At 59.3% G+C, this 24,782-nt stretch carries 21 protein-coding genes; 17 read left to right on the plus strand and 4 right to left on the minus strand.

Going from position 1 to position 24,782, the window contains the following annotated elements:
- The first annotated feature begins 139 nt into the window (after positions 1 to 139).
- The 11 genes from AC4ANE_RS17450 (at position 140) to AC4ANE_RS17500 (ending at position 14,421) form a co-directional block, all read left to right on the plus strand.
- The gene (locus AC4ANE_RS17450; protein WP_005732642.1) at positions 140 to 1,576 is read left to right on the plus strand and encodes an undecaprenyl-phosphate glucose phosphotransferase; all 1,437 of its coding nucleotides are present in this window, start codon (positions 140 to 142) and stop codon (positions 1,574 to 1,576) included.
- On the plus strand, positions 1,576 to 3,033 hold the full coding sequence (locus AC4ANE_RS17455; protein WP_002554120.1) for a mannose-1-phosphate guanylyltransferase/mannose-6-phosphate isomerase: 1,458 nt from the start codon (positions 1,576 to 1,578) through the stop codon (positions 3,031 to 3,033). Before AC4ANE_RS17450 ends, AC4ANE_RS17455 begins: the two co-directional genes overlap by 1 nt.
- Before the next feature lie 131 nt (positions 3,034 to 3,164).
- Positions 3,165 to 3,944 (plus strand): polysaccharide biosynthesis/export family protein, encoded by a 780-nt coding sequence (locus tag AC4ANE_RS17460; protein ID WP_002554121.1) that lies wholly within the window; start codon positions 3,165 to 3,167, stop codon positions 3,942 to 3,944.
- Positions 3,945 to 3,961: 17 nt separating this feature from the next.
- Positions 3,962 to 5,953: a GumC family protein gene (locus AC4ANE_RS17465; RefSeq protein WP_002554122.1), complete on the plus strand. Its 1,992-nt coding sequence runs from the start codon at positions 3,962 to 3,964 to the stop codon at positions 5,951 to 5,953.
- Positions 5,953 to 7,131, plus strand: a complete 1,179-nt coding sequence (locus AC4ANE_RS17470; protein WP_002554123.1) for a glycosyltransferase — start codon at positions 5,953 to 5,955, stop codon at positions 7,129 to 7,131. The genes AC4ANE_RS17465 and AC4ANE_RS17470 overlap by 1 nt, the downstream gene beginning before the upstream one ends.
- A gap of 1 nt (position 7,132) precedes the next feature.
- Positions 7,133 to 8,446 carry a cellulase family glycosylhydrolase gene (locus AC4ANE_RS17475; RefSeq protein ID WP_002554124.1) on the plus strand — a complete coding sequence of 438 codons (1,314 nt, stop codon included), beginning with the start codon at positions 7,133 to 7,135 and terminating at the stop codon, positions 8,444 to 8,446.
- Positions 8,447 to 8,448: 2 nt separating this feature from the next.
- Positions 8,449 to 9,666: a glycosyltransferase family 4 protein gene (locus AC4ANE_RS17480; protein ID WP_002554125.1), complete on the plus strand. Its 1,218-nt coding sequence runs from the start codon at positions 8,449 to 8,451 to the stop codon at positions 9,664 to 9,666.
- Positions 9,657 to 10,757, plus strand: coding sequence for a glycosyltransferase family 4 protein (locus AC4ANE_RS17485; RefSeq protein ID WP_002554126.1), 1,101 nt, complete (start codon positions 9,657 to 9,659; stop codon positions 10,755 to 10,757). Before AC4ANE_RS17480 ends, AC4ANE_RS17485 begins: the two co-directional genes overlap by 10 nt.
- The gene (locus AC4ANE_RS17490) at positions 10,757 to 12,172 is read left to right on the plus strand and encodes an O-antigen ligase family protein (protein ID WP_031594878.1); all 1,416 of its coding nucleotides are present in this window, start codon (positions 10,757 to 10,759) and stop codon (positions 12,170 to 12,172) included. Before AC4ANE_RS17485 ends, AC4ANE_RS17490 begins: the two co-directional genes overlap by 1 nt.
- Positions 12,169 to 12,990: an acyltransferase gene (locus tag AC4ANE_RS17495; RefSeq protein WP_002554128.1), complete on the plus strand. Its 822-nt coding sequence runs from the start codon at positions 12,169 to 12,171 to the stop codon at positions 12,988 to 12,990. Before AC4ANE_RS17490 ends, AC4ANE_RS17495 begins: the two co-directional genes overlap by 4 nt.
- A 15-nt stretch (positions 12,991 to 13,005) precedes the next feature.
- A complete protein-coding gene (locus AC4ANE_RS17500; RefSeq protein WP_002554129.1) occupies positions 13,006 to 14,421 on the plus strand; it encodes a lipid II flippase MurJ in 1,416 nt (471 codons plus the stop codon).
- On the opposite strand, the gene AC4ANE_RS17505 is transcribed toward AC4ANE_RS17500, so the two are convergent.
- Entirely contained in the window at positions 14,355 to 15,308 is a 954-nt protein-coding gene (locus AC4ANE_RS17505; protein WP_002554130.1) for a LysR family transcriptional regulator, read from the minus strand. The two genes, AC4ANE_RS17500 and AC4ANE_RS17505, sit on opposite strands and share 67 nt — an antisense overlap.
- 129 nt (positions 15,309 to 15,437) lie before the next feature.
- Here AC4ANE_RS17505 and AC4ANE_RS17510 point away from each other — a divergent pair, with 129 nt between their 5' ends.
- The 3 genes from AC4ANE_RS17510 (at position 15,438) to AC4ANE_RS17520 (ending at position 17,984) form a co-directional block, all read left to right on the plus strand.
- Positions 15,438 to 16,598 (plus strand): TDT family transporter, encoded by a 1,161-nt coding sequence (locus tag AC4ANE_RS17510; RefSeq protein WP_002554131.1) that lies wholly within the window; start codon positions 15,438 to 15,440, stop codon positions 16,596 to 16,598.
- Between the two features lie 65 nt (positions 16,599 to 16,663).
- Positions 16,664 to 17,575: a hypothetical protein gene (locus AC4ANE_RS17515; protein ID WP_002554132.1), complete on the plus strand. Its 912-nt coding sequence runs from the start codon at positions 16,664 to 16,666 to the stop codon at positions 17,573 to 17,575.
- 82 nt (positions 17,576 to 17,657) lie between these two features.
- The gene (locus AC4ANE_RS17520) at positions 17,658 to 17,984 is read left to right on the plus strand and encodes a DUF7693 family protein (RefSeq protein WP_002554133.1); all 327 of its coding nucleotides are present in this window, start codon (positions 17,658 to 17,660) and stop codon (positions 17,982 to 17,984) included.
- A gap of 536 nt (positions 17,985 to 18,520) precedes the next feature.
- Here AC4ANE_RS17520 and AC4ANE_RS17525 read toward each other — a convergent pair.
- Positions 18,521 to 19,872 (minus strand): IS3 family transposase gene (locus tag AC4ANE_RS17525; protein ID WP_095077641.1). Its coding sequence is split into 2 segments (ribosomal slippage): positions 18,521 to 19,413 and positions 19,413 to 19,872, totalling 1,353 coding nucleotides; the frame shifts between segments, so codons are not numbered across the junction.
- Between the two features lie 314 nt (positions 19,873 to 20,186).
- On the opposite strand from AC4ANE_RS17525, the gene AC4ANE_RS17530 reads away from it, so the two are divergent.
- The 3 genes from AC4ANE_RS17530 (at position 20,187) to AC4ANE_RS17540 (ending at position 22,516) form a co-directional block, all read left to right on the plus strand.
- Positions 20,187 to 21,404 carry an aldose 1-epimerase family protein gene (locus tag AC4ANE_RS17530; RefSeq protein ID WP_002554134.1) on the plus strand — a complete coding sequence of 406 codons (1,218 nt, stop codon included), beginning with the start codon at positions 20,187 to 20,189 and terminating at the stop codon, positions 21,402 to 21,404.
- Between the two features lie 158 nt (positions 21,405 to 21,562).
- Positions 21,563 to 22,240: a type 1 glutamine amidotransferase domain-containing protein gene (locus tag AC4ANE_RS17535; protein ID WP_002554135.1), complete on the plus strand. Its 678-nt coding sequence runs from the start codon at positions 21,563 to 21,565 to the stop codon at positions 22,238 to 22,240.
- A gap of 126 nt (positions 22,241 to 22,366) precedes the next feature.
- Positions 22,367 to 22,516 (plus strand): hypothetical protein, encoded by a 150-nt coding sequence (locus AC4ANE_RS17540; RefSeq protein ID WP_002554136.1) that lies wholly within the window; start codon positions 22,367 to 22,369, stop codon positions 22,514 to 22,516.
- Positions 22,517 to 22,522: 6 nt separating this feature from the next.
- Here AC4ANE_RS17540 and AC4ANE_RS17545 read toward each other — a convergent pair whose 3' ends face one another.
- Both AC4ANE_RS17545 and AC4ANE_RS17550 read right to left on the minus strand, forming a co-directional pair.
- Positions 22,523 to 23,458 (minus strand): LysR family transcriptional regulator, encoded by a 936-nt coding sequence (locus tag AC4ANE_RS17545; protein WP_057425588.1) that lies wholly within the window; start codon positions 23,456 to 23,458, stop codon positions 22,523 to 22,525.
- A gap of 77 nt (positions 23,459 to 23,535) precedes the next feature.
- Positions 23,536 to 24,753: a cyanate transporter gene (locus AC4ANE_RS17550; RefSeq protein WP_002554139.1), complete on the minus strand. Its 1,218-nt coding sequence runs from the start codon at positions 24,751 to 24,753 to the stop codon at positions 23,536 to 23,538.
- Positions 24,754 to 24,782 lie beyond the last annotated feature (29 nt).

Raw genomic sequence — 24,782 nt, forward strand, 5'->3', positions numbered from 1 at the left:
TTCGTCATGACCTCGACACGTAACTGGCTACGCTTGGACACTATCTGTGAACAGATGCCTATTTGAAGCTGCAAACGCGTCATTGCAAATCGCCTGGGATCAGCAGGATCCAGACGCATACAGGGAGTAAGGGAGTTCTATGAGGTTGCAGCCGGTCGACAGTCTTTCGCTCACCCGCACCAGTCTGGTCGAATACTTTCTTTTCGGTATTCGCCTGGCCCATGGCATTGCCTGCATTCTGCCCGGCCTTGCAATCATGCTGCTTATCAAGCATGACGGCCCGGAAACACAGCAGGGTTATCTGACCATGCTGCTGTTTTTCGGCTTTGTCGGCGTGTTGGTGTTTCAGGCCATGGGCGTCTATTCCGAAGCGTTGTTCAGCAACGATCTGCGCATGGGCGCGCTGGCAGTTGCCTGGACCGCAGCCTTCGGGCTATTGCTGTTCATGCAACAGGCAATGGGGCTGTTCGGCTATCTCTCTCCCGAAGAATCGCTGATCTGGTACCTGACCAGCCTGGCGCTGTTCGGCATCATTCGCCTGCTGCTGTTGATGCTGTTCAAGCGGCAGATGCGCAAGGGTGTATTCCTGCAACACGCTGTGATTCTGGGCGCGACAGAAAATGGCCTGCGCCTGGCCGAGTACCTGCTTGAGCATCAGGACATCCGTTCGGGTGTCACCGGCTTTATCGACGACCGGATCGGTCGCATGCCCAAGACCGTAGCCAACCTGCCTCTGCTGGGCAATACCAGCGACCTGGAACGGCTGATTCGCGAAGAGAAAGTGACCCAGGTGCTGGTCGCCCTGCCCTGGACGGCGGAAAACCGCATGGATTACATCATTCGCGAACTGCGCAGGCTACCGGTCAACGTGTTGCTGGTGCCGGACATGATTGCCTTCCGGCATACCCACAACCGCATTACCGAAGTGGCCCGGCTGCCGATGTTCAATGCGTCGGATCTGCCGCTCAGTGGCTGGTCTCCATTCATCAAGCGCGCCGAAGATATCGTTCTGTCGTCGCTCGCTTTGCTGGTGTTGTCACCGGTAATGCTGCTGGTTGCGCTGGCGATCAAGCTCGACTCCCCAGGCCCGGTGTTTTTCCGCCAGAAGCGCTACGGTTACAACAATCGCCTGATCGAAGTATTCAAGTTCCGCTCCATGCATCAGCACCAGGCCGATGCAACGGCCGAGCGCCAGACCACCCGTGGCGATGCCAGAATCACACGGGTCGGGCGCTTCATTCGCAAGACCAGCCTGGATGAACTGCCACAGCTGTTCAATGTAGCGGCAGGCAGCATGTCAATGGTCGGGCCACGCCCACATGCGACGGCCACCAAGGCTGCAGGGATTTTGTTCGAGCAGGCGGTGAAAGAATACACGTCGCGGCATCGCGTCAAACCGGGGATCACCGGGCTGGCGCAGATTAACGGCTATCGTGGTGAAACCGACACCGTGGAAAAAATCGAAAAACGCGTCGAGTTCGATCTCGAGTACATCGAAAACTGGTCTGTCTGGTTCGACCTGTACATCCTTATGCGCACTGTGCCTGCAGTGCTATTCACTCGCGAGGCTTACTGATGAGCACGCTTATTCCCTGCATCATCGCCGGTGGCTCCGGCACCCGTCTGTGGCCGGTCTCGCGAGAAGCCATGCCCAAGCCGTTCATGCGCCTTCCCGACGGCCAGAGCCTGCTGCAGAAGACCTTCCTGCGGGCGGTCGGTCTGCCCGGAGTTGACCGCCTGCTGACGGTTACCAACCGGGAAGTGTACTTCCGCACGGTGGACGACTATCGCCAGTTGAACAAAGGCAATGCGCGTCTGGATTTCATCCTCGAGCCCTTCGGGCGTAATACCGCAGCGGCGGTCGCTGCCGCTGCGCTGCATGTCAGCCAGCTGTATGGCGATGACGCGCAGTTGCTGGTTTTGCCTGCTGATCACCTGATTACCAATGTCGAGGAATTCTCCAGAGCAGTGACGGCCGCGCAGAAGCTGGCCACTGAGGGTTGGATGGTGACGTTCGGCATCGTGCCGACCGCAGCGGAAACCGGTTTTGGCTATATCGAAAAAGGCCCGGCACTTGACGCCGATGCCTGTCAGGTCGCCCGTTTTGTCGAAAAACCCGATGCAGTCACCGCCCAGGGCTATGTGGACGGTGGTCTGCATTTCTGGAATGCCGGGATGTTCTGCATGCGTGCCGATGCCGTGCTTCAAGAGCTGCGTACTCACGCGCCTGACGTGCTGAATGCGGTCAGCAGTTGCCTGGCATCGAGCCCGCGAAAGGAAGGCAATCGTGAACTGCAAGTCGAGCTGGACAGCGAATCGTTTGCCCTGACCCCGGACATTTCCATCGACTACGCGCTGATGGAGCGATCCGAAAAGGTCGCCGTAGTGCCCTGCCAACTCGGCTGGAGTGACATCGGTTCCTGGCAGGCCGTGCGTGAGCTGTCTCCCGTCGACGCTCAAGGCAATTACTGCAATGGCGAAGCCGTGCTGCATGACGTCAGCAATTGCTACATCGACTCACCCAAACGTCTGGTGGGCGCTATCGGCCTCGACAACCTGATCATCATCGACACCCCCGACGCCTTGCTGATCGCAGACGGACGCCGCAGTCAGGACGTCAAGGTCATCGCTCAGGAGCTCAAGAGCCAGGGCCATGATGCCTACCGTCTGCACCGCACCGTCACGCGTCCGTGGGGCACCTACACGGTGCTCGAAGAAGGCAAGCGTTTCAAGATCAAGCGCATTGTGGTTCGCCCGCAGGCATCACTCTCATTGCAGATGCACCATCACCGCAGCGAGCACTGGATCGTGGTCAGCGGCATGGCCACCGTCACCAACGGCGAGCGTGAATTCATGCTTGATACCAACGAGTCGACGTTCATCAAACCGGGGTTCACGCACCGGCTGGTCAATCCGGGCGTCATCGACCTGGTGATGATCGAGGTGCAGAGCGGTGAGTACCTGGGCGAAGACGATATCGTGCGTTTCACCGATATTTACGGACGTGTTCCCGACAAGACTGTGAAGAGCTGATCCACGAGCGGCAAACGCCGCTTGATTCACTCGGTTTTCAATTGATAGCAACCGGAACAGGCAGTACCCGCCAACATGAATTTATTACCCGCAAGGGAGCCGTATTTGTGCTCGACAGGAGTTCAGGACCAATGAAAAGCATGATGCTGATCGCAAGCTTATTGCTGTTGAGTGCATGTAACACCCCGTCCAGGGTGGGCTTACCGGATGACCGTGCGCAAATTGAAGCCGGTCAGGCAGCAGGTCGCGCACTGGCGGGCAAACCGCTGCCGCCGGAAAGAATCCGCCCTGGCGATACCCTGCGAATCGTGCGCAACAGCGGCGAGGCACCGTCGATTTCGGCGTTTACCGCCAACTCCATCTACGAGCTGACCCTGTTTCAGGTGCTCAACGACGGCACCTTTTCCTACCCTTACATCGGCACTATCAAGGCTGCGGGCCTGACACTCCAGCAGTTGAATGACCTGCTGGAAAGCAAGCTGCAGAATGTCTACCGCGAGACTGCACTGACCATCAACATTTCCCAGTCACCGGGCAATACCGTATTTGTCGGCGGTGCCGTGCGCAACTCGGTGACATTGCCGGTCAATGTCGCCACCAATCTCGATCAGGCGATTGTCGGCGCGGGCGGTGTAGCGCTGGATGCCGATGCCGGCCAGGTCGCGCTGCTGCGTCAGGAAGAAAACGGGCTCTACAAGACCTACTTCTTTGATTACAGCAAGTTTCTCTGGGCGGGTGGTGCGGGTGGCCCTACAGCGCCGGTACTGCTGAAACGTGGCGATATCGTGTTCGTTCCCAAATCATCGGTCGGCAACAAGGTTGACGGCGTATCCCTGTATTTCAACCAGCTGATCCCCTTCGCGAAGTCGATCGGACTGGGCATGAACTACGAGCTGCGCAACAACAATTAATTGTCAGGGAAACAGACATGATCAACATCCGCTCATTCCGCGACCTGCTGCGCCTGCTGTTCATTTTCAAGCGCGAAGTCAGGATCACCGTGGTGGCGACCTTCGTCATCATCCTTCTGGGCGCGTTTCTGCTCCCCAACCGCTACGAGTCCACGGCTTTGCTGTTAGTCAAGCCCGGCCGCGACAGCAGCACTGTGCCTATCGAGCTGTCAGACCGTCAGGCCATCGTGATACCGAGCGGCCTGCGTGATCCGCTGCTCGATGAAGAGCGCATGCTCAGCGGACGGCCGATCATGCGTGCAGTGTCCGAGAAATACCTCGCCGAGCTGTCTATGGTGCCGCCCGAAACCGGCATTCTGGCGTCGGTGAAGAACGGCCTCAAGGCAGTCGTCGGGGCAGTCGTCAACGGCGTGCGCAACGTTCTGCAATTTATCGGTCTGGTGGAGCACCGCTCGCAGGCCGAACGTCTGGCCGAGGATCTGGAGAAAAACTTCAAGGTCAGCCACGAACCGGGCTCGTCGGTGATGGAGCTGAGATTTACCTGGAACGACCCGGACATCGCCCAGACCGTGCTCAGGACCTGGATCACCGAGTATCAATTGCAACGTACCAAGACACTGGGCCGGGTCAGCCTGTACGCGTTCTATGAATCGGAAGTGAAAACGACTGGCGCGAACATCATCGAGTACAAGAAGCAAATCCAGAATTACCTGAACCAGTTGAGCGCAGTGAGTATTTCCCAGCGCCTGGCAGATACCTCGCAGGGGCTCAACGATCTGCGTACCGAGCGTAACAATACAACCCGTTCCATTGCGTCTACCAAGGCCGGCCTGGACCTGCTGAAAAAGCAGTTGGCAGAGCAGCCCAAGACAGTCTCGGCAGGTCGCGAACTGGCGTTGAACCCCAATCGCCAGGACTTGCAGAACCGCATCAACGGCAAGGAAGTGGAGCGTCAGGAAATGCTCCGCTCGTTCAAGGAAGAGGCGCCGCCAATCCGGGCGATCAATGAGGAGGTCAACAACCTCAAGAAGCTGCTCAAGGAACAGGAAGCCACCGTCCAGCGCTCTGAAAGCATCACTCCCAACCCCATCTACAACCGCATGCAGAACGTGTACGCCGATCAGCAGACCAGCTACGCGCGCCTGCAAACCCAGCTCGTTCAGCAAAATGCGCAGATCGCGCAGCTGGAAAGCGACCGCCAGCAGGCACTGAATCTGGAGCCGGAGCTTTCGCGCCTGCAGAACGAACTGGATGCGGCAGAGAAAAGCTATGCGCTGTACAAGGACAGCCTGGAAAAATCGCGTATTGACCGTGAGCTGGACAACAGCCAGATCAGCAATATCGCGACCATCGAAGACGCCACCTTCAACCCCAGCCGGGTGTTCCCGAAAAGCCTGCTGATGCTGTTTCTGGCATTCCCGCTGAGTATTGTGGTTGGTGCCGTGGCGCTGTACTTCTTCTACCTGCTGGACCAGCGCATCCACGACGGCGACAAGATCGAGAGCAGCTTCGGCGTCCCGGTCTGGACCAGCCTGCCCGACCTGGAACGCGCTCAGGAACGCAGTGCAGCCTTCACCTCCAATTTGCACCGGGTATACGGCATTCTGCCGCTCGATCAGGTAGACGAGCGCGGCCTGACCATCGGCTTCACCTCGGTCAAGTCCGGCGCTGGCGTGTCGTTCGTGATCGAGCGGCTCAGCACCTTGCTGATCGAACAGGGTCATCAGGTCCGCACCGAAGGCCGCGGGCCGGCCAGCCCTGGCGAAATCGTGTTGATCAACGCTTCGGCACTTTCCGCCAATCAGGATGCTTTTGTGCTGCTACGCAAGGCTGACCTGATCGTGTTGGTGGTGCGTGCCGAAGACACCACCGTGCCGATGCTGGAAGACACCTTGAATAACCTCAATACCGCATTCAAGAAAGTCGACGGCATCATTATCAACCGCCGTCGTTTCGAGGTACCGGAGCAGGTACTTAACTTCCTCAAGCGGATCGGGAGCCGAGGCTGATGCGCATTGCCCTGCTTGCGCCGCTGCCACCCGAGCAGACCGGCATCGCCGATTATGCCGGTCACCTGCGGCATGCGCTCGAAAGCCTCGGCCTGCAGGTCAGTACACCGCTGCTGGGTGTCGGCAACGATCCACGTGCCGCAGAACGGCGCGTGGCCGAAACGGACTGGAGCGAAATCGATCTGGTCCATGCCGAACTGGGTGGCGGACGGCTGGCAGAGTTTCAGGCCCTGCGTGCCTTGCGTCGACGCTTCCCGAAGCTGCCGCTGACCGCGACAGTGCACGATCCCGAGCGGCTGGTGTGGCGGCGCGAAAAACTGCCGTGGCCCTTATCGATCGCCAGCGGCATGCGCTCACCGCTGCCGGAAATGGCGACGGTGCTGGCCGACCCGCTGTGCCTGCGTGAAGAACGGCAATTGGCGCAGCACATGACCCGTCTGGTGACACTGACCCAGGCGGGCAGCCAGAGCCTGCGTCAGCGCATGGGGCTGAAAACCGCACAGATGGCGGTGATCAGTCACGGCAACGTCGCCATCGCTCCCGCCCCGCTACCACCTCTGAAGCCATTGCGCCTGCTGTATTTCGGCTTCATTTATCGCGGCAAGGGAATCGAAGACCTGCTTGATGCGCTGGCCAGCGTTTTCACCGCGCAGCCTGCGTTGAGGTCGACCGTACGCCTGACCCTGGCAGGCGGCAGCGAGCCGGAAATGGCCTTCGGCCCGTCCGGCAGCTACCTGGAGCAACTGCGCCTGCGTATCCGCCAACTGGGCCTTGTCGATCTGATCGACTGGCAACTGGACCTGCCTGCCGAGCAGATCCCGCAGGTAATCCAGGCCCATCACGTGATGGTCCTGCCTTATCGCGAATCGAGCAAACTGAAGCTTCTGGGCAAACTGCGCGGCACCAGCGGCGCGCTGTCATGGGCGGTGGCGTGTGGCAGGGGCGTGATTACTTCTAATGCACGCTCGTTTGCCGAAGAAGTCTCGCACGGCAACGGCATGATCTATCCGCAAGGCGATGTGGACGGACTGGCAAAGGCTCTGACGCAAGCTTGCGCGGATCCGGAGCTGGTCAAAAAATGGGCCGAAAACGCCTCGCACATGGGCAAGGCCAGAGTCTGGAGCCACACCGCAGAGCATTTTCGGGATGTATTCCGCCAGGCGTGCGAGGAGAAGTGACATGCAGCGTCCATCCAGATTCCGGCAAATCGTCGCGAGCGCACTGCTCAGCGCATCAATGACTGGCGCGGCCCAGGCAGCAACGGTCCTCAAGGCACCTCGCGAGGTGGTCTGGGCGGACTTTCTGGGCGTCAACGTGCAGTTTCAGTATTTTGCGCCTGATATCTATCAACAACAGATGAGCCGCCTGGACGAACTGGGCCTCAACTGGGTGCGCCTGACCATTCACTGGCCGGTGATAGAGCCGCAAAAGGATCACTACGCACTGACCGAGCTGGATGCCGCCATGGCCGCAATCAAGGCGCACAGCTACAACACGGTGGCTTATCTGGTGGGCTCGGCACCTTTCGCCAGCAGCGCACCGGCCGGTGCGAAAAGCCGCGATCAGTATCCGCCCACGGATTTCAACGTATTTGCCGCACGCATGACCGCCCTGGCCCAGCGCTATCCACAGGTGAACAACTGGCAGGTCTGGAACGAGCCGAACATTGTCTGGCTGCCCAAGGAGGACCCGACCGCCTATGGACGCCTGCTGACCACCACTGCCAGCGCGATTCGCGCCGCCCTGCCGGACAAGACCATCGTCACTGCGGGCATGGCTTATTACAGTCAGATGCACAGTACCTCTGGCTACATGCTGCAGGCCCTGCTCGATAATGGCCTGAGCCAGCAGAACATCGTGGCGGCATACCATCCGTATTCCGAGTACCCCGAAGGCGATTCGCTACCGGACCGCGATTTTCTGGTGCGCGCCAATGCCATGAACCAGTTGCTGCACAACAATGGCGTCAAGCAGGTGTGGGCCACTGAATGGGGCTGGTCAAGCTATGCAGGCCCAGTGGAGATGCAACATTTGATTGGCACTTCAGGTCAGGCCGACTACACCCTGCGCCGTCTGGCACTGATGAGTGCGATGGATTTCCAGCGCATCTTCCTGTTCAATCTCAGTGATCTGGATGAGCGCGCCTCGGCCCGCGATCAGGGTTACGGCCTGCTTGACCTGCAAGCCAGCCCCAAACCGGTCTACACCGCACTGCAGAATTTTCTCAAGATCACCGGCCCGCGCCTGCAACCCGCCGAGCCGCCCGCAGTGAGCCGTGTACCGGACGATCTTTACGCAGTGCCGTGGACCCGTGACGATGGCACTCATCTACTGATGTTCTGGAGTGCGACCGGCACCTCGCTGAATTTCCCGAACATCACCGACGCGGTCGTGCATGACCCGCTGAGCGGCAGCCGCACTCCATTGTCCGCAAGCCAGGGTGTCACTCTGCTGCTGAAGCCGACTCTGCAAATTCTGGAATGGAAGCCCTAAGTATGCGAATTCTATGGACGCTCCCTTACCTGCCCTGGCCTACCACAAGCGGCGGCAAAACCCGGGAATACCATTTGCTGCGCAATCTGGCAGCGCGCGGCCATCGCATCACCCTGCTGGTGCAGTCCAAGAACGCGCTGGACGATAGCGCTCGTTCGGCACTGGAACCCTGGCTGGAGCGCTTGATCGTGATCGATCGACGCCCGCTGTTAAGCCTGCGCACGTTGCTGGCCGTGGCGTTTGCACCTGCGCCGATGCTCGCCAGCGTCAACGGCTACGCCCCGAAACTGGAAAAAGTCTTCGAGCAATTGCTTGAAGAGGACTGGGACATCATCCAGTTGCAGCACACCTATTTCTTTCAGCCATTCGAACGCGTACTCAAGCGTTCAGGCAAACCGTTCGTGCTGACCGAACATAATGTTGAATCAGACCTTGGCGCCGCCAGTTACGACCGCCTGCCACGCTGGGCCAATGCCTTCGCCGTGTATGACCGCTGGCGCTACCGGCGTTGGGAAACCCGGGTATTTCGCCAGACCGGCGAGTTGATCGCGGTCACCGAAGACGACGCCAAGGTGCTGTCGCGCTTGAGCGGCAGGGCCACGTCTTATGTCGTCAACAGCGTCGACTGCGCTTACTACGCCAGCGTTCATGCGGACCGAAACAGCCATCGCCTGCTGTTCATCGGCAACTACGAATATGGCCCCAATATCGATGCCATCGAATGGGCGCTGGACGAAATCATGCCGCTGGTCTGGGCTCAGGCACCTGCTGTGCGCTTTGCCATCGGCGGCTTCGGGCTGCCTGAAGCCTGGCGTGAACGCTGGCCTGACCCGCGTATCGAATGGCTGGGTTTCGTACCTGACCTGCGCGTCTTGCAGGCCAGTGCCTCAATGTTCTTCGCGCCCCTGCGCCAGGGCGGCGGCTCCAAGCTCAAGACGCTGGAAGCCATGGCCGCCGGACTGCCGGTAGTCACCACCGCGCAAGGCGTTTCCGGGTTGTCGGTCACCAATGGCGAACATTACCTGGGCAGCGAAGACGCGTCCGGGCTGGCAACCCTGATCATTGAATACACCGATAAACCGTTACGGCTCGACCAGATTGGCGAAGCCGGCCGCGTTTATGTGCGTGCCCGGCACGACTGGTCCGTTTCGGCCGCCCAGCTGGAAGTGATCTACACCCGCTTTTCGCTCCCCAAGCAAGGATCGCGCTCATGCGTATAGGACTCGACTACCGCGCGGCAGCCGGTTACCCCATCAGCGGCATCGGTCGCCAGAATTTCGCGCTGGAACAGGCGTTTCGTGAACATCCGGACGTGCAATTGCAGCTGTTCGGCGTGGCACCCTACGATCACCCGGTACGCCGTTTGATGCACACTCCACGCTGGGCGGCACCACTGGACTCGGTGCATCGCCTGCCGGATCGCTTGCGCTTCGAAGGCATGTTCCTGCCGGGTGCCCTGCGTGATGCCGGGGTGCAGATCTACTTCGCCAACATCAACATGGGCCTGCCGCTGGGGCGCAAACCGGCTGACATGCGCTACGTATTACAGCTGCACGATCTGTTTCAGATCACTCAGCACAACAGTCACGGCTCACGACTGAAAGCCAGGATTTACCGGCTGACCGACTACCTTTCGATTGCCTGGTCGCTGAAAGTGGCCGACCAGATCTGGGTGCCGTCGCAATTCACTGCCAACGAAGTCGCGCGCCTGTTTCCCAAGGTCAAAGGCAAGCTGCGCGTGGTGCCGTTGCTGGTAGAAGGTTTCAAGGGTGAGCCGGCTGATATCAGCCAACTGCGAATGCCCCTGCGTTACTGGCTATGCGTGGGCACACGCGAACCGCGCAAGAACATCAAGTGGTTCGTGGATGCCTGGCAGACCGCACGCATGCAATTTGTCGACACCCCGGAACTGGTACTGGTCGGTGGCGACGATCCGCTGACCGAAGCCCAGCGCCAGTTACCGGGCCTGCACGTGCTCAGCGGCCTGAGCGATGCAGAACTGCACGCGGTCTACCAAAATGCCGAGCGACTCTGGCAGCCGTCCAGAAGCGAAGGCTTCGGGCTACCGGTGATCGAAGCACTGAACACAGGCACGCCGGTTGCCGTGGCCACAGGCTCTTCGCTGGATGAAATCGCTCCGCCCGACAGCCCGCGCTTTTCACCTGTCGACAGTGGCAACCTGATCAGACTGATGGGCACGTTGTCGCATGCGCCCGAAGAGGACCCCGCAGTTGCCAGGGAATGGACAGAACGCTACCAGTTGAAAGCCTTTTGCGAACGCGTGCACGCGACACTGGAGGAATTGCGCTGATGCCACTGGCCTTACCCCTGGGGCTGATGTTCAGCCTGATATTCGGTGTGATGATCTGCATGCTGCCTGCACCGTTCGTCGTGGCGGCAGCAATCGGTCTGGCAGCGGCGGCCACGATCATTCGCCGCCCGGTCCGTGGGCTCGTGCTGTTCTGCCTGATCGGGACCTTCCTGCCCTACTCTACAATTCAGATTGGCGTTCGTACCACGGTGTCCGAAGCGCTGATCATGCTGACCTGGGCCAGCTACCTGCTGCATGCAGTCTTTCAGGAACGCAACACTGTGCCCAAAATGCTGAGCACCGAAAAATTGCTGGTGGCATTGATGCTGTTCAGTGCGTTCCCGTTTCTGGTCGGCCAGTTGACCGTCGTCGCCGACGGCAACGGCCCGATCAACTGGGTTCGCTGGCTGTTCAACCTGTCTACCCTGTTTCTGGTACCGCGCTTGCTGACTGACCTCAAGACCCTGGAAAAGGCGGTCATGGCGCTGCTCGGCGGGACTTTGCTGCTTTTGGTGCTGTCGATCTCGGTGTATGTGACCAAAGGCTCGGCAACTGCCATCATTCCGATCCTCGGCAGCCTGGGCTACAGCGGTGCAGACATCTTGAGCGAGAGCCTGCTTTCGCTTGCCAGCCGCATGGGCTCACCGTGGATGCACCCCAACGTGGCAGGCGGTGCTCTGGCCATGTTGCTGCCGCTGGCATTCTGCTTCGGTATGACGCGCACCGGCTCGGCGCGCAGGCTGGGCCTGACGGTGGCGGCACTGGGTGCCATCGGTCTGTTGCTGACCGGCTCACGCGGCGCGCTGCTGAGCCTGATCGCCGTGATGCTGTTGATGGCCCGGCGACGCATTCCGCATCTGGGACGGCTGTTGATGGGCGGACTGGTCGCCGGTATTTTCCTGCTGGCGTTCTACCCGCCGCTGCAGGACCGACTGATGGGGTTGTTCACCTCCGACGACGCCAGTACCGCGATTCGCTTCCTGGAATACAGTCATTTTCCCGACGCAGTCGCCACCTTCCCGTTCGGCATCGGCTTCAAGGTCGACCCGCCGGTACTGGGCTATACAAAATTCGGTATTTCCAACCTGTGGCTGAACTTCATCTACAAGATCGGCCTGCCGGGCATGTTGCTGTTCATCGCCGTGACCATCAGTTGGTGGAAAGAAGTTCGCCCAGGCAGCGACCGGGTAGTGCTGACTCGGGAAAACGCCATTGCGCTGGGCTGCACCACGGGCGTGCTGTCTGCTTTGTTCAGCGGCCTGTTTGACCACTACTTCAGTTTCACCAGCGTGCTGGTTGCCTTGTTCTGGCTATTTGTCGGCATCAGCCTGCACGAAACCAGACGCCTTCGCGCCAAGGCCGAAACGACTCCTCAACACCCTGACGCCTCACACGAGCCGGGAGCCTCCTCATGAAACACCGCATGATGCATTCTCATAATCTCAGAGAGGCACTGCCCGACTACGCGCGCAAGATGGCGGTGCCGCTCGAAGAGCTGGAAGCCGCCTACCAGTGGATGCTGGACAACGAAGTGTGCTTTGAAACACGTATCAAGGATCGCACCCTGTCGTTCATCTGCTACCTGAATATCGAACCAAGAATCGAAAACCCGCTGGCGCGGCGCTTCTACAAGCTGCTGTCCAGCGAAACCCTGGGTGCGCTGATTCCTTTGTACGGAATCAACTGGCCGACCCTGCGTGACCGCATGTTGCGGACCTGGGAACAGGCTTACAACATCCTGATCTGCAAGATCCCCAGCCATACCCTGCGCCTGCTGTGGTTGCGCATCGGTGGAGCGAAAATCGGCAAGGGTTCGACTGTGTGGCGCAATACCGAGGTGCTGGGCGTCGACAGCCTGCGCATCGGCAACGACACCACCGTGGGCTGGCACTGCCAGCTTGACGCCCGTGGCGGGCTGGTGATTGGCGATCACGTCACCATCGCTTCACACGTGCTGATTATTGCGGGTGGACACGACCTCGCCGAGCCCGAATTCTGGGCGGTCGGCGGGCCGGTGTTCATCGGCGACTACGCATGGATCTGCAGCCGCGCGCTGCTCTCGTTCGGTGCAGACATCGGTGAAGGCGCGGTAGTGGGCGGCAACAGTGGGGTGTCCAAACCTGTCGCGCCGTATGCGATCGTCAGCGGGCCGAATGCCGAGGTCAAGGGTGAGCGCGCCCGCGGCCTCAACTACAAGGTGGGCGGCAAAGGCCTGTTCACCCTGTTTCACTGATCGGCAGGGCGCGCGATGCTGGGCTCGACACTTTGGCTGACACTGGCCACCCTCACCGGTCTGGCAGCCGGTTTTGCCCGTGAATGGCTGTTGGTAGCAGCCTGGGGTGCCGGCAGTCAGAGCGATGCCTTTCTGGTCTCAATGTTTTTGCCCGAAGCGCTGCGCATGTCACTGGCCGCAGGACTGCTCAGCGCTGCCGCCCTGCCCCTTTATCAGCAACGTCCGGCTGACCGGCAACAACGCTGGCTGGGCGGCATGGCACCGCGTTTGTTATTGACCGGGGTGGCATTGAGCGCAGTGCTGGCGATCGGTGCCGGGTTTCTGGTGCGTCTTATCGGTCCGGGGCTGGACGCCGACGGCTATGCACAGGCAGCCAGCGGCCTGCGCTGGCTGGCCTGGTGCGCACCCGGCTTCATGCTTCACGCGCTGTTCTGCGTACCTTTGCAGGCCCGTTCGCGCTTCGTACTGGCCGGGCTCGGCTCGCTGCTGTTCAACCTGCCACCCGTTATCTACCTCGCCACGTTCAGCCACGCCGCAACATCGACCGGGTTGGCCAGCGCGTGCGTACTGGGCAGCGTGCTTATGCCGGGCGTGTTGTTGCCTGCCCTGTATCGTTCGGGATGGCGACCCTGGCAGTGGCAATCAGAAGCCGGTGCCGTGCGCGAACTGCTGCAACGCATTGGTCCACTGCTGAGCAGCAACCTGGCCAGCCAGGGCCTTGCCTTGCTTGAGCGAATGGTCGCGTCGTTGCTCGGTGAAGGCGCGGTAACCTGGGTCAATCTGGCGCGCAAACTGATCAACCTGCCGCTCATTGCATTGATGAGCCTGAACCAGGTACTGCTCGGGTTGATGAGCGGCAGCGCGGGCGAGCAGCGTTTGTCGCTACTCAGACGCGGGCTGGGCAGCGCCACATTACTGACCCTGCCGGCCGTAGCCGGGCTGATCGGTGCGGCCGGTGCGCTGGTGACCCTGTTGCTGCCCAATCAGAGCCATGAGGGTCCGTTGCCTGAGCTGCTGGCCTGGTTTGCCGTGCCGCTGATGTTTGGTGCCTGGAACGCCTTGCTGGCGCGCTACGCCTACGCCGCCGGTGACACTCGCCTGCCGCTCAACTGCGAGTTGATCGGCAGTCTGTGTAACGCGCTGCTGCTGGCGACGCTGCCCTTTGCCTTCGGCCTGACCGGTATCGCCATCGCGGCGCTGGGCGGCGCGCTGGTCACAGGCGTGCTGCTGATGCGCCGTCAGGCGTTGCTCGGCGTTTTGCCGTGGCGCAGTCACTGGCTGCTGGCCAGCCTGCTGATGATCTTCGCCGCCCTGCTCCTGCACCCGCTTCACGACACCTGGCTGCAATTGGGCCTGAGCTGTGTTTACGGCGCTTTGCTGCTGCTCGGGCTGACGTTGTGGCTCAAACCATGGCGCAACGTGCCTGCCTGATCGGCAGACTGCCGACAGGCCTCCCTGAACAGCTCCAGGCTCGGTGAGACGAACTTGTCGCGGTGAGTGATCATGAAGAACCGACGATTGAGCGGCGGCAGCGGGCTGGCGAGTGTGCGCAACTCCCCGCTCACCAGCAGATCGGCGACGATACGCCGGGACAGACAACTGATGCCAATGCCTTGAGCAAGGGTGCGCATTATCGCTTCAGAACTGCCTATCTGGCGCATGTCCTGCAGATCGTGCAAATGCCTGAGCAACAAGTGCTCGACCTCCTCCCGGGTCCCCGAACCCTGCTCACGCAACAGCCATTCAGCGTTTTGCAGCTCCCCCAGTGAAACCTGCTGTTGCCGCGCCAACGGATGAGCGCTGCCGGCAACAATGACCATTTCATCGACCAGCCATGGCTCAGCGATCAGCTCTGGCAGATGGCACGGTGCCTCGATGAGGCCCATATCGATTTCAAACTGCGCGACCTTGCGAGCAATCAGTGTGCTGTTGCCGATGTCCACATCGACTCGCAGCAGAGGCGTCGAACTGCGCAGTGCGCCGACTATCTGCGGCACGACGTAATTGCCAATGGTGCTGCTACTGCCGATTCGCAGGCGAGCATTCAAGGTCGCGCCCGGCAATAGAAAGCTGTCTTCGATCTGCTGGGCGTTTTCCAGCATCTTCATGGCACGTGGCAGCAGTGTCTGGCCGTTATCGTTGAGGACCAGCCGCTTGCCCACTCGATCGAACAGCCGGGTGCCCAGCGCACTTTCCAACTCGTTCAATGCCGCGCTGGTAGCCGACTGGGACAAAGACAAGGCATGACCCGCGCTGGTGGTACTGCCACAGCGGGTGATTGCGCAAAAAATCTGTAGTTGACGCAGGTTGAGTCTCAAGACTGAACTCCGTAGCCGGGTAAATCTACCTGAAAATCAGGTAACAAGAAGATAGATTACCCGTTTAGAAGATTGTCTGTGACTACGTAGACTGAAAACCTGTTTCCCATTCAGCAGCAGGATACGGTCATGAGCAGGTTCGCTATTATCAACAAGGTCAACGCGCCTCTTGCAGCGCTGACGAGCCCGCTGGAGGCCGTTCGACAATTCACCCCCAACTGGTTCGCAGTGACTATGGGCACCGGAATTTTGTCACTGGCGCTGGCGCAACTGCCGGGGGACATTGCTGCATTGCGCACGCTCGGTGAAGCGTTATGGCTCCTGAACATAGGCCTGTTCGCCCTCTTCAGCGTCATGTATGCCAGCCGCTGGCTGCTGTTTTTCGACGAGGCGCGTCAGGTGTTCGGGCACTCCACCGTATCGATGTTCTTCGGCACCATTCCCATGGGGCTGGCGACTGTCATCAGCGGCCTGCTGGTGTATGGTCCGGCGCGCTGGGGCACTGCCATCGTGCCGCTGGCCGAAGCATTGTGGTGGCTGGATGTAGCAATGGCCCTGGCGTGTGGCGTGCTGATTCCGTTCATGATGTTTACCCGTCAGGAACACAGTATCGAGAAGATGACCGCTGTCTGGCTGTTGCCAGTGGTGGCAGCAGAAGTTGCAGCAGCCTGCGGCGGACTGCTGACCCCGCACCTCGCAGCCGCTGATTCGCAGTTCACCGTGCTGATCACCAGCTACGTGTTGTGGGCCTACTCGGTACCGGTGGCATTGAGCATTCTGGTGATTCTGCTGTTGCGTCTGGCATTGCACAAACTGCCTCATGAAAGCATGGCGGCGTCGAGCTGGCTGGCACTTGGCCCTATCGGCACAGGCGCATTGGGCATGCTGGTGATGGGCAACGAGGCCCCGGTCATCTTTGCCGCCCACGGCCTGGCGTCGCTCGGCACGGTGGTGGCTGGCATCGGTGTGATGGTCGGTACGCTGTTCTGGGGGCTGGGGCTGTGGTGGTTGGCGCTGGCTGTATTGATCACGGCGCGTTACTTCAAGCAGGGTATCGAATTCAATCTGGGCTGGTGGGCATTTACCTTCCCGCTCGGCGTGTATGCGCTGGCAACGCTCAAACTCGGCGCTACCCTGCACCTGAGCTTTTTCGACGTGTTTGGTACCGGGCTCGTCGCGCTGCTGGCACTGATGTGGTCGGTGGTGTCGGCACGTACTCTGGCAGGCGCCTACCGGGGACATCTGTTCGTCTCGCCCTGCATCGCTTCGAGCCAATGTGTCCGCCGGTAATTTCCCTTGAACTTACCTCGCGGACGAAGCGCCTGAGAGAAACATCTTCAGGACAAAGAGCACTCATGCATATCTCAGAATTTTCCGGTAACTACGGCGCTCGCGATGAAAGCATCGTTATCAATTCGTATACCACGGTGTTGCGCAGGAACGGCGTTCCCCATGACTTGTTCGCCACCTACTGGCGCGATGTTCACGGCCCTCTGTGCGCGAGGCTTGAGGGCCTTGGCTGGTATGTGCAGCATCACTTGACGCGTGAAAAGGATGGTCATTTGTGGCCGCTGATCGAAGGCGTCACGCCACTGCCGGGCTACGTGCTGGATGGCGGTGTGGAGATCGGCTTTCTATCCGCCGAAAGTCAGCAACAATTCAAGGACGCCAGCGCTTTGCTGTTCTCCGACGAGCAGAACATGTTTGAGCAAACCATTGCTTACGACGTGCCGGATGGCTCCAGCACACTGGTGGACCGACTGCCCGATCCGATCCCCAACGAAACAGCCACGCTGGACAAAATGCACCTGCATTTCCATCTCGCCAGCGATGACCTGCCCGCCGCCCGCAAGGCCATTGAAAAGCTCGCAAGTGAAATGGCCGCTGCCGATGCCGTACTCAAACTGCGCCTGCACCTCGCGCAGCCCTACGACAACGCCCAGCCGGCACCGCCTGCGCCTGATGTTGATCACAAGGTCGAGGAATCACGCCTGAACATCATCATGATGGAACTGGTGTTCGAATCGGCCTGGGCCCGTCGAACCTATTACGCCAGCGAGCACTTCAAGGCCATCACTCAAGGTATCAGCGAGCACGTGCGTTACATCACGCCGTTTGGCGTCAGCGGTGTCTATACCTACGTGCGCGACGCGGTCATGACCACCGCAGGCATACGTGGCAGCAGGCAGGCCGAGCTGATCCGCCAGCTGGGTGCCATCAATCAGACCCGGCCCGAGATCGAGAGCCTGTTTGGCGCGGCGACCTGAAGGGCTTTTGAGCTGACAGTTATCTCATCCTGCACGCTTCGAAATCGTGCTTTACTCAAAAAAATGGAATTGGGTGACGCCTGTGAAAGCTCTGACGACTCGTGAGGTGTATCAGCAACTGCGGGACGCTGCGATGGGCACACGGTCGTTGAGGCTTATCGGCACAACCTCCGGCTCCGGGCTGCAAAAGGTCGATATCGACGGCTGGCTGCTGACGCTGGAAATAACCGATGGCAGCCCGACGCGCTGTCGGGCGTGCTGCTGTCCGCAAGGCCGGGAGGGCTCGTTCGAAAGCTGGCTGCGCACCGACCCGGTCAGTTTGCTCAGTGGCTGGGAGCATTCGCAGATCGAGCGGTTGTTGGGTGAGGCGGCCGATCAGGTCCGGGGGCAGTCACCTAAGCCTCAATGATCGTTCCTGCAACGCATCCGTTATTAATGGCTGAGTACCGCAGGTTCGAAAACGGGCGTCGGGCAATCCAGATTACGTGCCAATGCGCGCTTGGGTCACTACAAGTTTAGCAGAGGCACCTCTCGTTTCTCACGCTCCGCGTAGGAACGCATTTAGTGACGCTCTGCGTCACACGGCGGTTCTGTTATTTCAGGTGGATTGAGGTTCGGCTCAGGTCACCTTTGCGCCCTTACGGCGCCTTACTTTGAGGGACCAAAGTGAGCAAAGTCCCCGCTCCTGTTTCCGGCCCGACTTCGTCGGGTTCCTTCGCCCTGGCACTGATCCGGGGGTCGCCGCAACGGACCATCCACGGTCCGGTGCGGCTAGCCTGGCGTCCTGCCAGGCTACCCCCGGATCAGCGCCAGGACTCAGCCGTCACTAACGTCGCACTTTGCGTCGTCAGTGCCATCGCGGTAAAAAAACAATGCGCTGAGAGCGGCTGCTGTTTGACCATCGTTCCAACGCTCCGTGAACTGCCCCCCAAAAGTTGGACGGTTTTAGCTTGCCGCCTGAGCCCTGTATTTTACGGGGCTTTGGCCGTTGAGCTTCAGCTTGATGCGGTCATGGTTGTAGTAGTGGATGTACTCATCCAGACCTGCTTTCAACTCATCGATGCTTTCAAACTGTTTCAGGTAGAAAAACTCGGATTTCAGTGTACCGAAAAAGCTTTCCATTGCCGCATTGTCCAGGCAGTTGCCCTTACGGGACATGCTTTGTTTGACGCCTCGTACCGATAGCTTATGGCGATACTGCGCGTGTTGATACTGCCAGCCCTGGTCCGAGTGCATCACAAGCTTCGGCTCGTCCTGCAACTGCTGAAGCGCCTTGTCCAGCATGCTGGTGACCAGCTCAAAGCTCGGCCTTGTCGACACTTCATACGCCACGATTTCACCGTTGTACAAGTCCATCACGGGTGAGAGATACAGCTTTCGATTGCCTACCTTGAACTCAGTCACATCGGTCACCCACTTCTGGTTCGGGCGTTGCGCGCTGAAATTGCGCTCCAGCAAATTCGGCGCAATGGTTCCGATTACGCCCTTATAGGAGCGGTATTTTTTGGGGCGCACCACTGATCGCAGGCCCAGTTCTGCCATCAGTCGTTCTACAACCTTCTTGTTGACCAAAATACCTGCAGTGCGAATGACCGCCGTGATACGCCGAGCGCCATAAAGGCCTTTCTCCTCGTGGTAAATGCTTTCGACTAACTGTTTCAAAGCAGCATAGGGATCGGGTCTGGATTGCACCTGAACCTGATAGTAAAACGTGCTGCGTGCCAAGCCCGCCAGCCTCAGCAGAGCGCAAAGCGGGAACCGGCCCCTCAGTTGCTTGATGCTCAGGGCTTTTTCGGTTGCCGTCGTTTCTGCTCCTTCAGCTCTTCCAACTTTTTTAGGTAAGCGTTCTCCATGCGCAGATATTCAAGCTCGCTCATCAACTGGTCGCGCGTCTTCTGCGTATCGTCGGCGGTTACTGGTTTGGCGGGATAAGGCTTCTTTGGCATGGCGACAGGCTTTCTTCTGGCAGGAACATACGGGGCTGTACCGCTACTGTAATGCCGCTTTTCCCAAATGACTATTTGGCCGGGATCCCCGATACCAAAATGCGCAGCGGCCTGACGGAGCGATAGCTTGTGTTCACGCCTGTGCTCAAGCACTGAGCGCTTGAAAGCTTCGCTGTATCGAAGACCAGGCTTGCGATGGCCGGTGTGACCATGACTCTTGTAGTTAGCGACCCAGCGTCGAAGCAGGCTGAAATCGATCGAGAACTGGCGGGCTACCATACGAAAGCCCATGTTGTCTTCAAGATACGCTTTGACGACAGTGAGCTTGAACTGCTCTGAATACTTACCCATTTGAACACCCCCGTGAGGTCGGATTGGTGTCCAACTTCTTGGGGGCAGTTCACCGCGTGGGAATGCAGTTCGTGACGCTCCGCGTCACACGCCGGTTCTGTGATGTAAGGTGAATTGGGGCTCGACTCAGGTCACCTTTTCGCCCCTCGGCGAGTTACTTCGATAACGTCGCACTCCGTGTCTTCAGTGCAATGGTGATTGAAAAGCGCTTTGCCTCGACTCGACCCATTGCTGAATCGATTAACTAGGCGTTAAATAGCTGTTGAAACGATATGCAGCACCATAATTCCAATAATTACAGAAGGACCACCACCATGAAATCCCTTCCCCTGCTCGTGGGCCTCGGTGCCCTCACAGCCGCTTCCAGTGTGTTTGCCTGGGATTATGTGCTGCTCGACACCGACAAGACTGCGCAGAATCAGCAGATCACCAGTCAGCAGCTGGGCGTCAAGACCGACAAGCCGTTCACTGTCACGATGCGTACGCTGCATGGCGGTCGTCAGGAAGGCGTGAGCATTATCGATATCGATAATGGCACGATGAAGCTGTCAGTCGTCCCGACCCGTGGCATGAACGTGCTGCAGGCATCAGTCGGCGATGTGCGCATGGGTTGGGATTCGCCGGTCAAGGACGTGGTCAATCCGGCCTTCATCGAGCTCAATGGCCGCGGCGGGCTGGGCTGGCTGGAGGGTTTCAACGAACTGGTGACCCGTTGCGGATACGAGTGGGTGGGCCACCCGGGCATGGACAATGGCGAACTGCTGACCCTGCACGGTCGCGCTGCCAACATTCCGGCGAGTGAGGTGACACTGCAGATCGACGAAAAGCCGCCCTACGCGATCCGCCTCAAGGGTGAATTGAAGGAGCAGGCGTTCAAGAAGGTCGACTTCTCGGTGCAGACCGAACTGGTCACCGAGCCAGGCAGCACGAGCTTTTCGCTCAACGATACGCTGACCAACAATGGCGACTATCCGAAAGAATACCAGGCGCTGTACCACAGCAACTTCAGCACGCCGTTCCTCGAGCAGGGGGCGCGTTTCGAAGCGCCGGTCAAGCAGGTCTCGCCGTTCAATGAAAAAGCCAAGGGTGACCTGGGCGACTGGCAGACCTACCGCGCACCGACGCCGGATTACGACGAGACGGTCTACAACATCGTGCCCTACGGCGATGCCAAGGGTGACACGCTGACCGTGCTGCACAACAAGGCTGGCAGCCTGGGCGTGTCGGTCGGTTTCAATACCAAGCAGTTGCCGGTGTTCTCGCTGTGGAAAAACACCGACACCAAAGGCCAGGGCTACGTCACCGGACTGGAACCGGGGACCAGCTTCTCCTACAACCGCCGCTTCCAGCGCCCGCTGAATCTGGTGCCAACCATTGCGCCGAAAGAGCAACGCCAGTTCCAGATCAGCTACAGTCTGCTGGCTGACAAAGGTGCTGTCGACAAAGCCCTTGGGCAGGTCAAGCACATTCAGGACGGTCGCGAGACAGAAGTGCGCAAAGAACCGCTGGTGGATCTGACCAAGGAGCAATGATCCTCATCCGAAAACGCAGCGGTGAAACAGGGCCGGATGTCGACGCACGTCATTGTGTCGACATCCGGCCCTGCTCGTTCCGGCGGTAAAAAATTCTCACAACACTTGAGGTTTTTGCCTGTCTACACCCTCTCACCCCTTCGAAGACGAGCATGCACATGAAAATCCTGATGGTTTTGACATCCCATGACCAACTGGGCGACACCGGCAAGAAAACCGGTTTCTGGCTCGAAGAGTTCGTCGCGCCGTATTACGCGTTCAAAGAGGCCGGTGCCGACGTTACGCTGGTCTCTCCGAAAGGCGGTCAACCACCGCTGGACCCGAAAAGCGATGAGCCTGATGCTCAGACCGACGACACCAAGCGCTTCTCCAAAGATGCCGATGCGCAAAAAGCGCTCGCCAATACGGGCCTTCTGTCTGGCGTCAATGCGGCCGATTTCGATGCCGTGTTCTACCCGGGCGGTCACGGCCCGCTGTGGGACCTGGCTGAAGACAAGGACTCCATCGCGCTGATCGAGGCCTTTGCCAAGGCAGACAAGCCACACGGGATGGTCTGCCACGCACCTGGCGTATTGCGTCACGTAAAGTCGCCGGACGGCCAGCCGCTGGTCAAGGACCGCCGTGTCACAGGCTTCACCAACAGTGAAGAAGAAGCGGTCGGCCTGACCAATGTCGTGCCTTTTCTGGTCGAAGACACGCTCAAGCAACTGGGCGGTGACTATTCCAAGGGCGACGACTGGGGCGTCTACGTGCTGACCGATGGCAAGCTGGTAACTGGCCAGAACCCGGCCAGCTCTGCGCAGGCGGCCAAAGACTTGATCACTCTGTTGAGCTGATTGATGTGCGCGGTTCAGCGTCCGACGCTAACAGCACCGGGCGATAAACCGCGCGTCATTTAAATCGAATCTTGCACCCGCCACACTGACCAATAACTACACCCCCCGACAAAAAGGAATACGGTCATGGCAGATGAATCCAAACGCGAAGACCTCGATCACAAACCGGAAAACGCCGGCAAGGTGGGCGAGAAGAACAAACAGCTCAATCAGCAGGGCGAACAGGCCCGACCTGCCACCTCACCCGACCCGCAGAAAGACAAGTCAGGCAACTGACACCCGTCAGAGCAAGCCGCGTTCGGCACACACCTTCACGACTTGTTCACGCAGCCAGCCGCTGGCTTCGTCTCGATCCGCTTGGGCGCTCCACAGCATGTCCAGGCTGAAGCCAGGCAGGTCCGGTGGCAGTTCGAATACGGAAATCCACGGTTCATTACCCAGCAGCGTCTGAATACGCCGTGGCAGAACCAGCATGAAATCGGTGCCTTCCAGCAATTGCAAGGCCGCCCGATAGCTGTTGGCCCGCGCGACAATGTTGCGCTCCAGACCCTGTCGCTGCAGCCAGCCATCCACCATGTTGGTGTGGGACGTCCACGGCGTCGGGTAGACATGACGGTGCTGGACGAAGGTTTGAGTGTCGATCAGGGCGCTGAGCGGCGCGAACCTGGAGTCCATGACGCAAACCAGATCATCCTCCATCAACACCTGCGAAATCAGACTGTCCGGGACTCGGTGAAAGCCAGGCCCGAAGCACAGGACGAGGTCAAAACGACCGTCGTTCAACTGCTCGGCAGGCAACTGCTTCTCAAGTTTTTGCACATTGACCGTCACCGAGAAACCAGCGGCAGCGAAGTCACGCATCAAATGCGGCAATACCAGCAGCTCGAAATACTCCGGCGCACAGACCGTGAAGGTCGTTTGTGTGCGAGTCGGGTCGAACAGATCGAGGCCGTCATGGCACAGATTGACCGAGCGGAGAATCTGCTGCACATGGTCGTGCATGGCCAATGCCTTGCGGGTCGGGCGCATGCCGTTGCGGGTGCAGATGAAAAGGTCGTCCTCGAAGTTCGCACGCAGCTTTTTCAGGCAGTAACTGACCGTCGACTGGCTGACATGCAACGCTTCCGCGACCAGGGTCAGGTTGCGCTGCTCATACACCGAGACAAAGACCATCAGGTCCTGCATGTCCAGCTTTCTCAGGGCATTACTGTTAAGCATCAAGGTATCTCGCTGGCGCTGTGACCAGGCGGTCAGGTCAACGCGCACAAGATAGCATCAAAATGCGATCATGCCGCCTATCTGCCAGTGATGACAGGTTCGCCGAGTGCGTCGCGCAGATGATCAGCATAACGCCGGGGGTCGAGTCGCACCACCATCAACAGCATGATCGCGACCAACGCCATCAGTGAACACCATGCACCCGCAAAGCTGCCCGTCAGGTCGCGGATTATTCCGGCAAACAGCGGCGACAGGCTGGCAATCAGATAACCCACGCCCTGCACGAATGCGGTCAGGCCGCCTGCCTGTCGAGGATCATCGGCATGGTCCATAGACACAATCAGGCTCATCGGAAACAAACCGCCGATCCCCAACCCCAGCAAACAGGTCCACAGCAGGCCCAGCCGCTGCGGCAGCAGAATCAGCCCGGCAAAACCGATCATCATCAACACCAGCAGCACCGCCAGCGCTACGCGTTTATCGCGACTGCGGTTAGCCAGCGCCGGAACCAGCAGACCCGATACGACCTCCATCAGGGTCAGAAAGCCCAGCAACAGGCCGGCATCCTGCTCGCTCCAGCCGTTCTCCAGATAATACGGCGCAAGCCAGGCCAGTACGCAGGTATAGGACGCAGTACCGAGGCCGAAGAAAACTCCCAGCATCCAGGCCCAAGGCGTGTGGAAGAAAGTCTGCCGGAGCCCTGCAGTGGTTGACGCATCGGAGCGCAATACGCGCCGCTGGGCAAACCAGAAGCACATTGCCAGAAGAGCCAGTAGTGACCAGACCGCCAGGCCGAAGCGCCAACTGCCACTGCTACCCATTACCACGGGGCTGAATGAAGCGGCCAGCGCGGCCCCGCCCATGATCGCAGTCACATACAAGCCCATGCACAAGGAGACATTGGCTTTGAAGCGCGATTTGATCAACGCGGGCATCAGCGCCTGAATCAAGGCAATACCCAGCCCCGCCAACACGACGCTGAAAATCAGTTCGACAGCAGAATCGAGAACCAGACGCGCCAGGGTTGCCAGGCCGATAAGCACCAGTGAAAGCAGGATGCTGCGATGCGTCCCCAGGTAACGCGCGATGCCGATGCCGAAAAACATCGCCAGCCCCATGGCCATGATCGGCAGCATGGTCAGCAATGACGCCATCCCGAAGCCCAGCGGCACCTCCAGACGAATCGCCGCAAGCAACGGACCGACCGCTGCCATCGATGGGCGCAGGTTGAGCGCCACCAGTACGATACTGACCATCAACCCCATATTCCGAACCGCCGAGCTACGCACCTGCATACCGTCACTATTACTTTCGATGATCAGGA

The organism is Pseudomonas sp. Pme6b, from assembly GCF_058129925.1.

Coding starts and splice junctions, on each gene's coding strand:
- AC4ANE_RS17450 (WP_005732642.1), top strand. CDS start 140: ATGAGGTTGCAGCCGGTCGACAGTCTTTCGCTCACCCGCACCAGTCTG.
- AC4ANE_RS17455 (WP_002554120.1), top strand. CDS start 1,576: ATGAGCACGCTTATTCCCTGCATCATCGCCGGTGGCTCCGGCACCCGT.
- AC4ANE_RS17460 (WP_002554121.1), top strand. CDS start 3,165: ATGAAAAGCATGATGCTGATCGCAAGCTTATTGCTGTTGAGTGCATGT.
- AC4ANE_RS17465 (WP_002554122.1), top strand. CDS start 3,962: ATGATCAACATCCGCTCATTCCGCGACCTGCTGCGCCTGCTGTTCATT.
- AC4ANE_RS17470 (WP_002554123.1), top strand. CDS start 5,953: ATGCGCATTGCCCTGCTTGCGCCGCTGCCACCCGAGCAGACCGGCATC.
- AC4ANE_RS17475 (WP_002554124.1), top strand. CDS start 7,133: ATGCAGCGTCCATCCAGATTCCGGCAAATCGTCGCGAGCGCACTGCTC.
- AC4ANE_RS17480 (WP_002554125.1), top strand. CDS start 8,449: ATGCGAATTCTATGGACGCTCCCTTACCTGCCCTGGCCTACCACAAGC.
- AC4ANE_RS17485 (WP_002554126.1), top strand. CDS start 9,657: ATGCGTATAGGACTCGACTACCGCGCGGCAGCCGGTTACCCCATCAGC.
- AC4ANE_RS17490 (WP_031594878.1), top strand. CDS start 10,757: ATGCCACTGGCCTTACCCCTGGGGCTGATGTTCAGCCTGATATTCGGT.
- AC4ANE_RS17495 (WP_002554128.1), top strand. CDS start 12,169: ATGAAACACCGCATGATGCATTCTCATAATCTCAGAGAGGCACTGCCC.
- AC4ANE_RS17500 (WP_002554129.1), top strand. CDS start 13,006: ATGCTGGGCTCGACACTTTGGCTGACACTGGCCACCCTCACCGGTCTG.
- AC4ANE_RS17510 (WP_002554131.1), top strand. CDS start 15,438: ATGAGCAGGTTCGCTATTATCAACAAGGTCAACGCGCCTCTTGCAGCG.
- AC4ANE_RS17515 (WP_002554132.1), top strand. CDS start 16,664: ATGCATATCTCAGAATTTTCCGGTAACTACGGCGCTCGCGATGAAAGC.
- AC4ANE_RS17530 (WP_002554134.1), top strand. CDS start 20,187: ATGAAATCCCTTCCCCTGCTCGTGGGCCTCGGTGCCCTCACAGCCGCT.
- AC4ANE_RS17535 (WP_002554135.1), top strand. CDS start 21,563: ATGAAAATCCTGATGGTTTTGACATCCCATGACCAACTGGGCGACACC.
- AC4ANE_RS17540 (WP_002554136.1), top strand. CDS start 22,367: ATGGCAGATGAATCCAAACGCGAAGACCTCGATCACAAACCGGAAAAC.
- AC4ANE_RS17545 (WP_057425588.1), bottom strand. CDS start 23,458: ATGCTTAACAGTAATGCCCTGAGAAAGCTGGACATGCAGGACCTGATG.
- AC4ANE_RS17550 (WP_002554139.1), bottom strand. CDS start 24,753: ATGCAGGTGCGTAGCTCGGCGGTTCGGAATATGGGGTTGATGGTCAGT.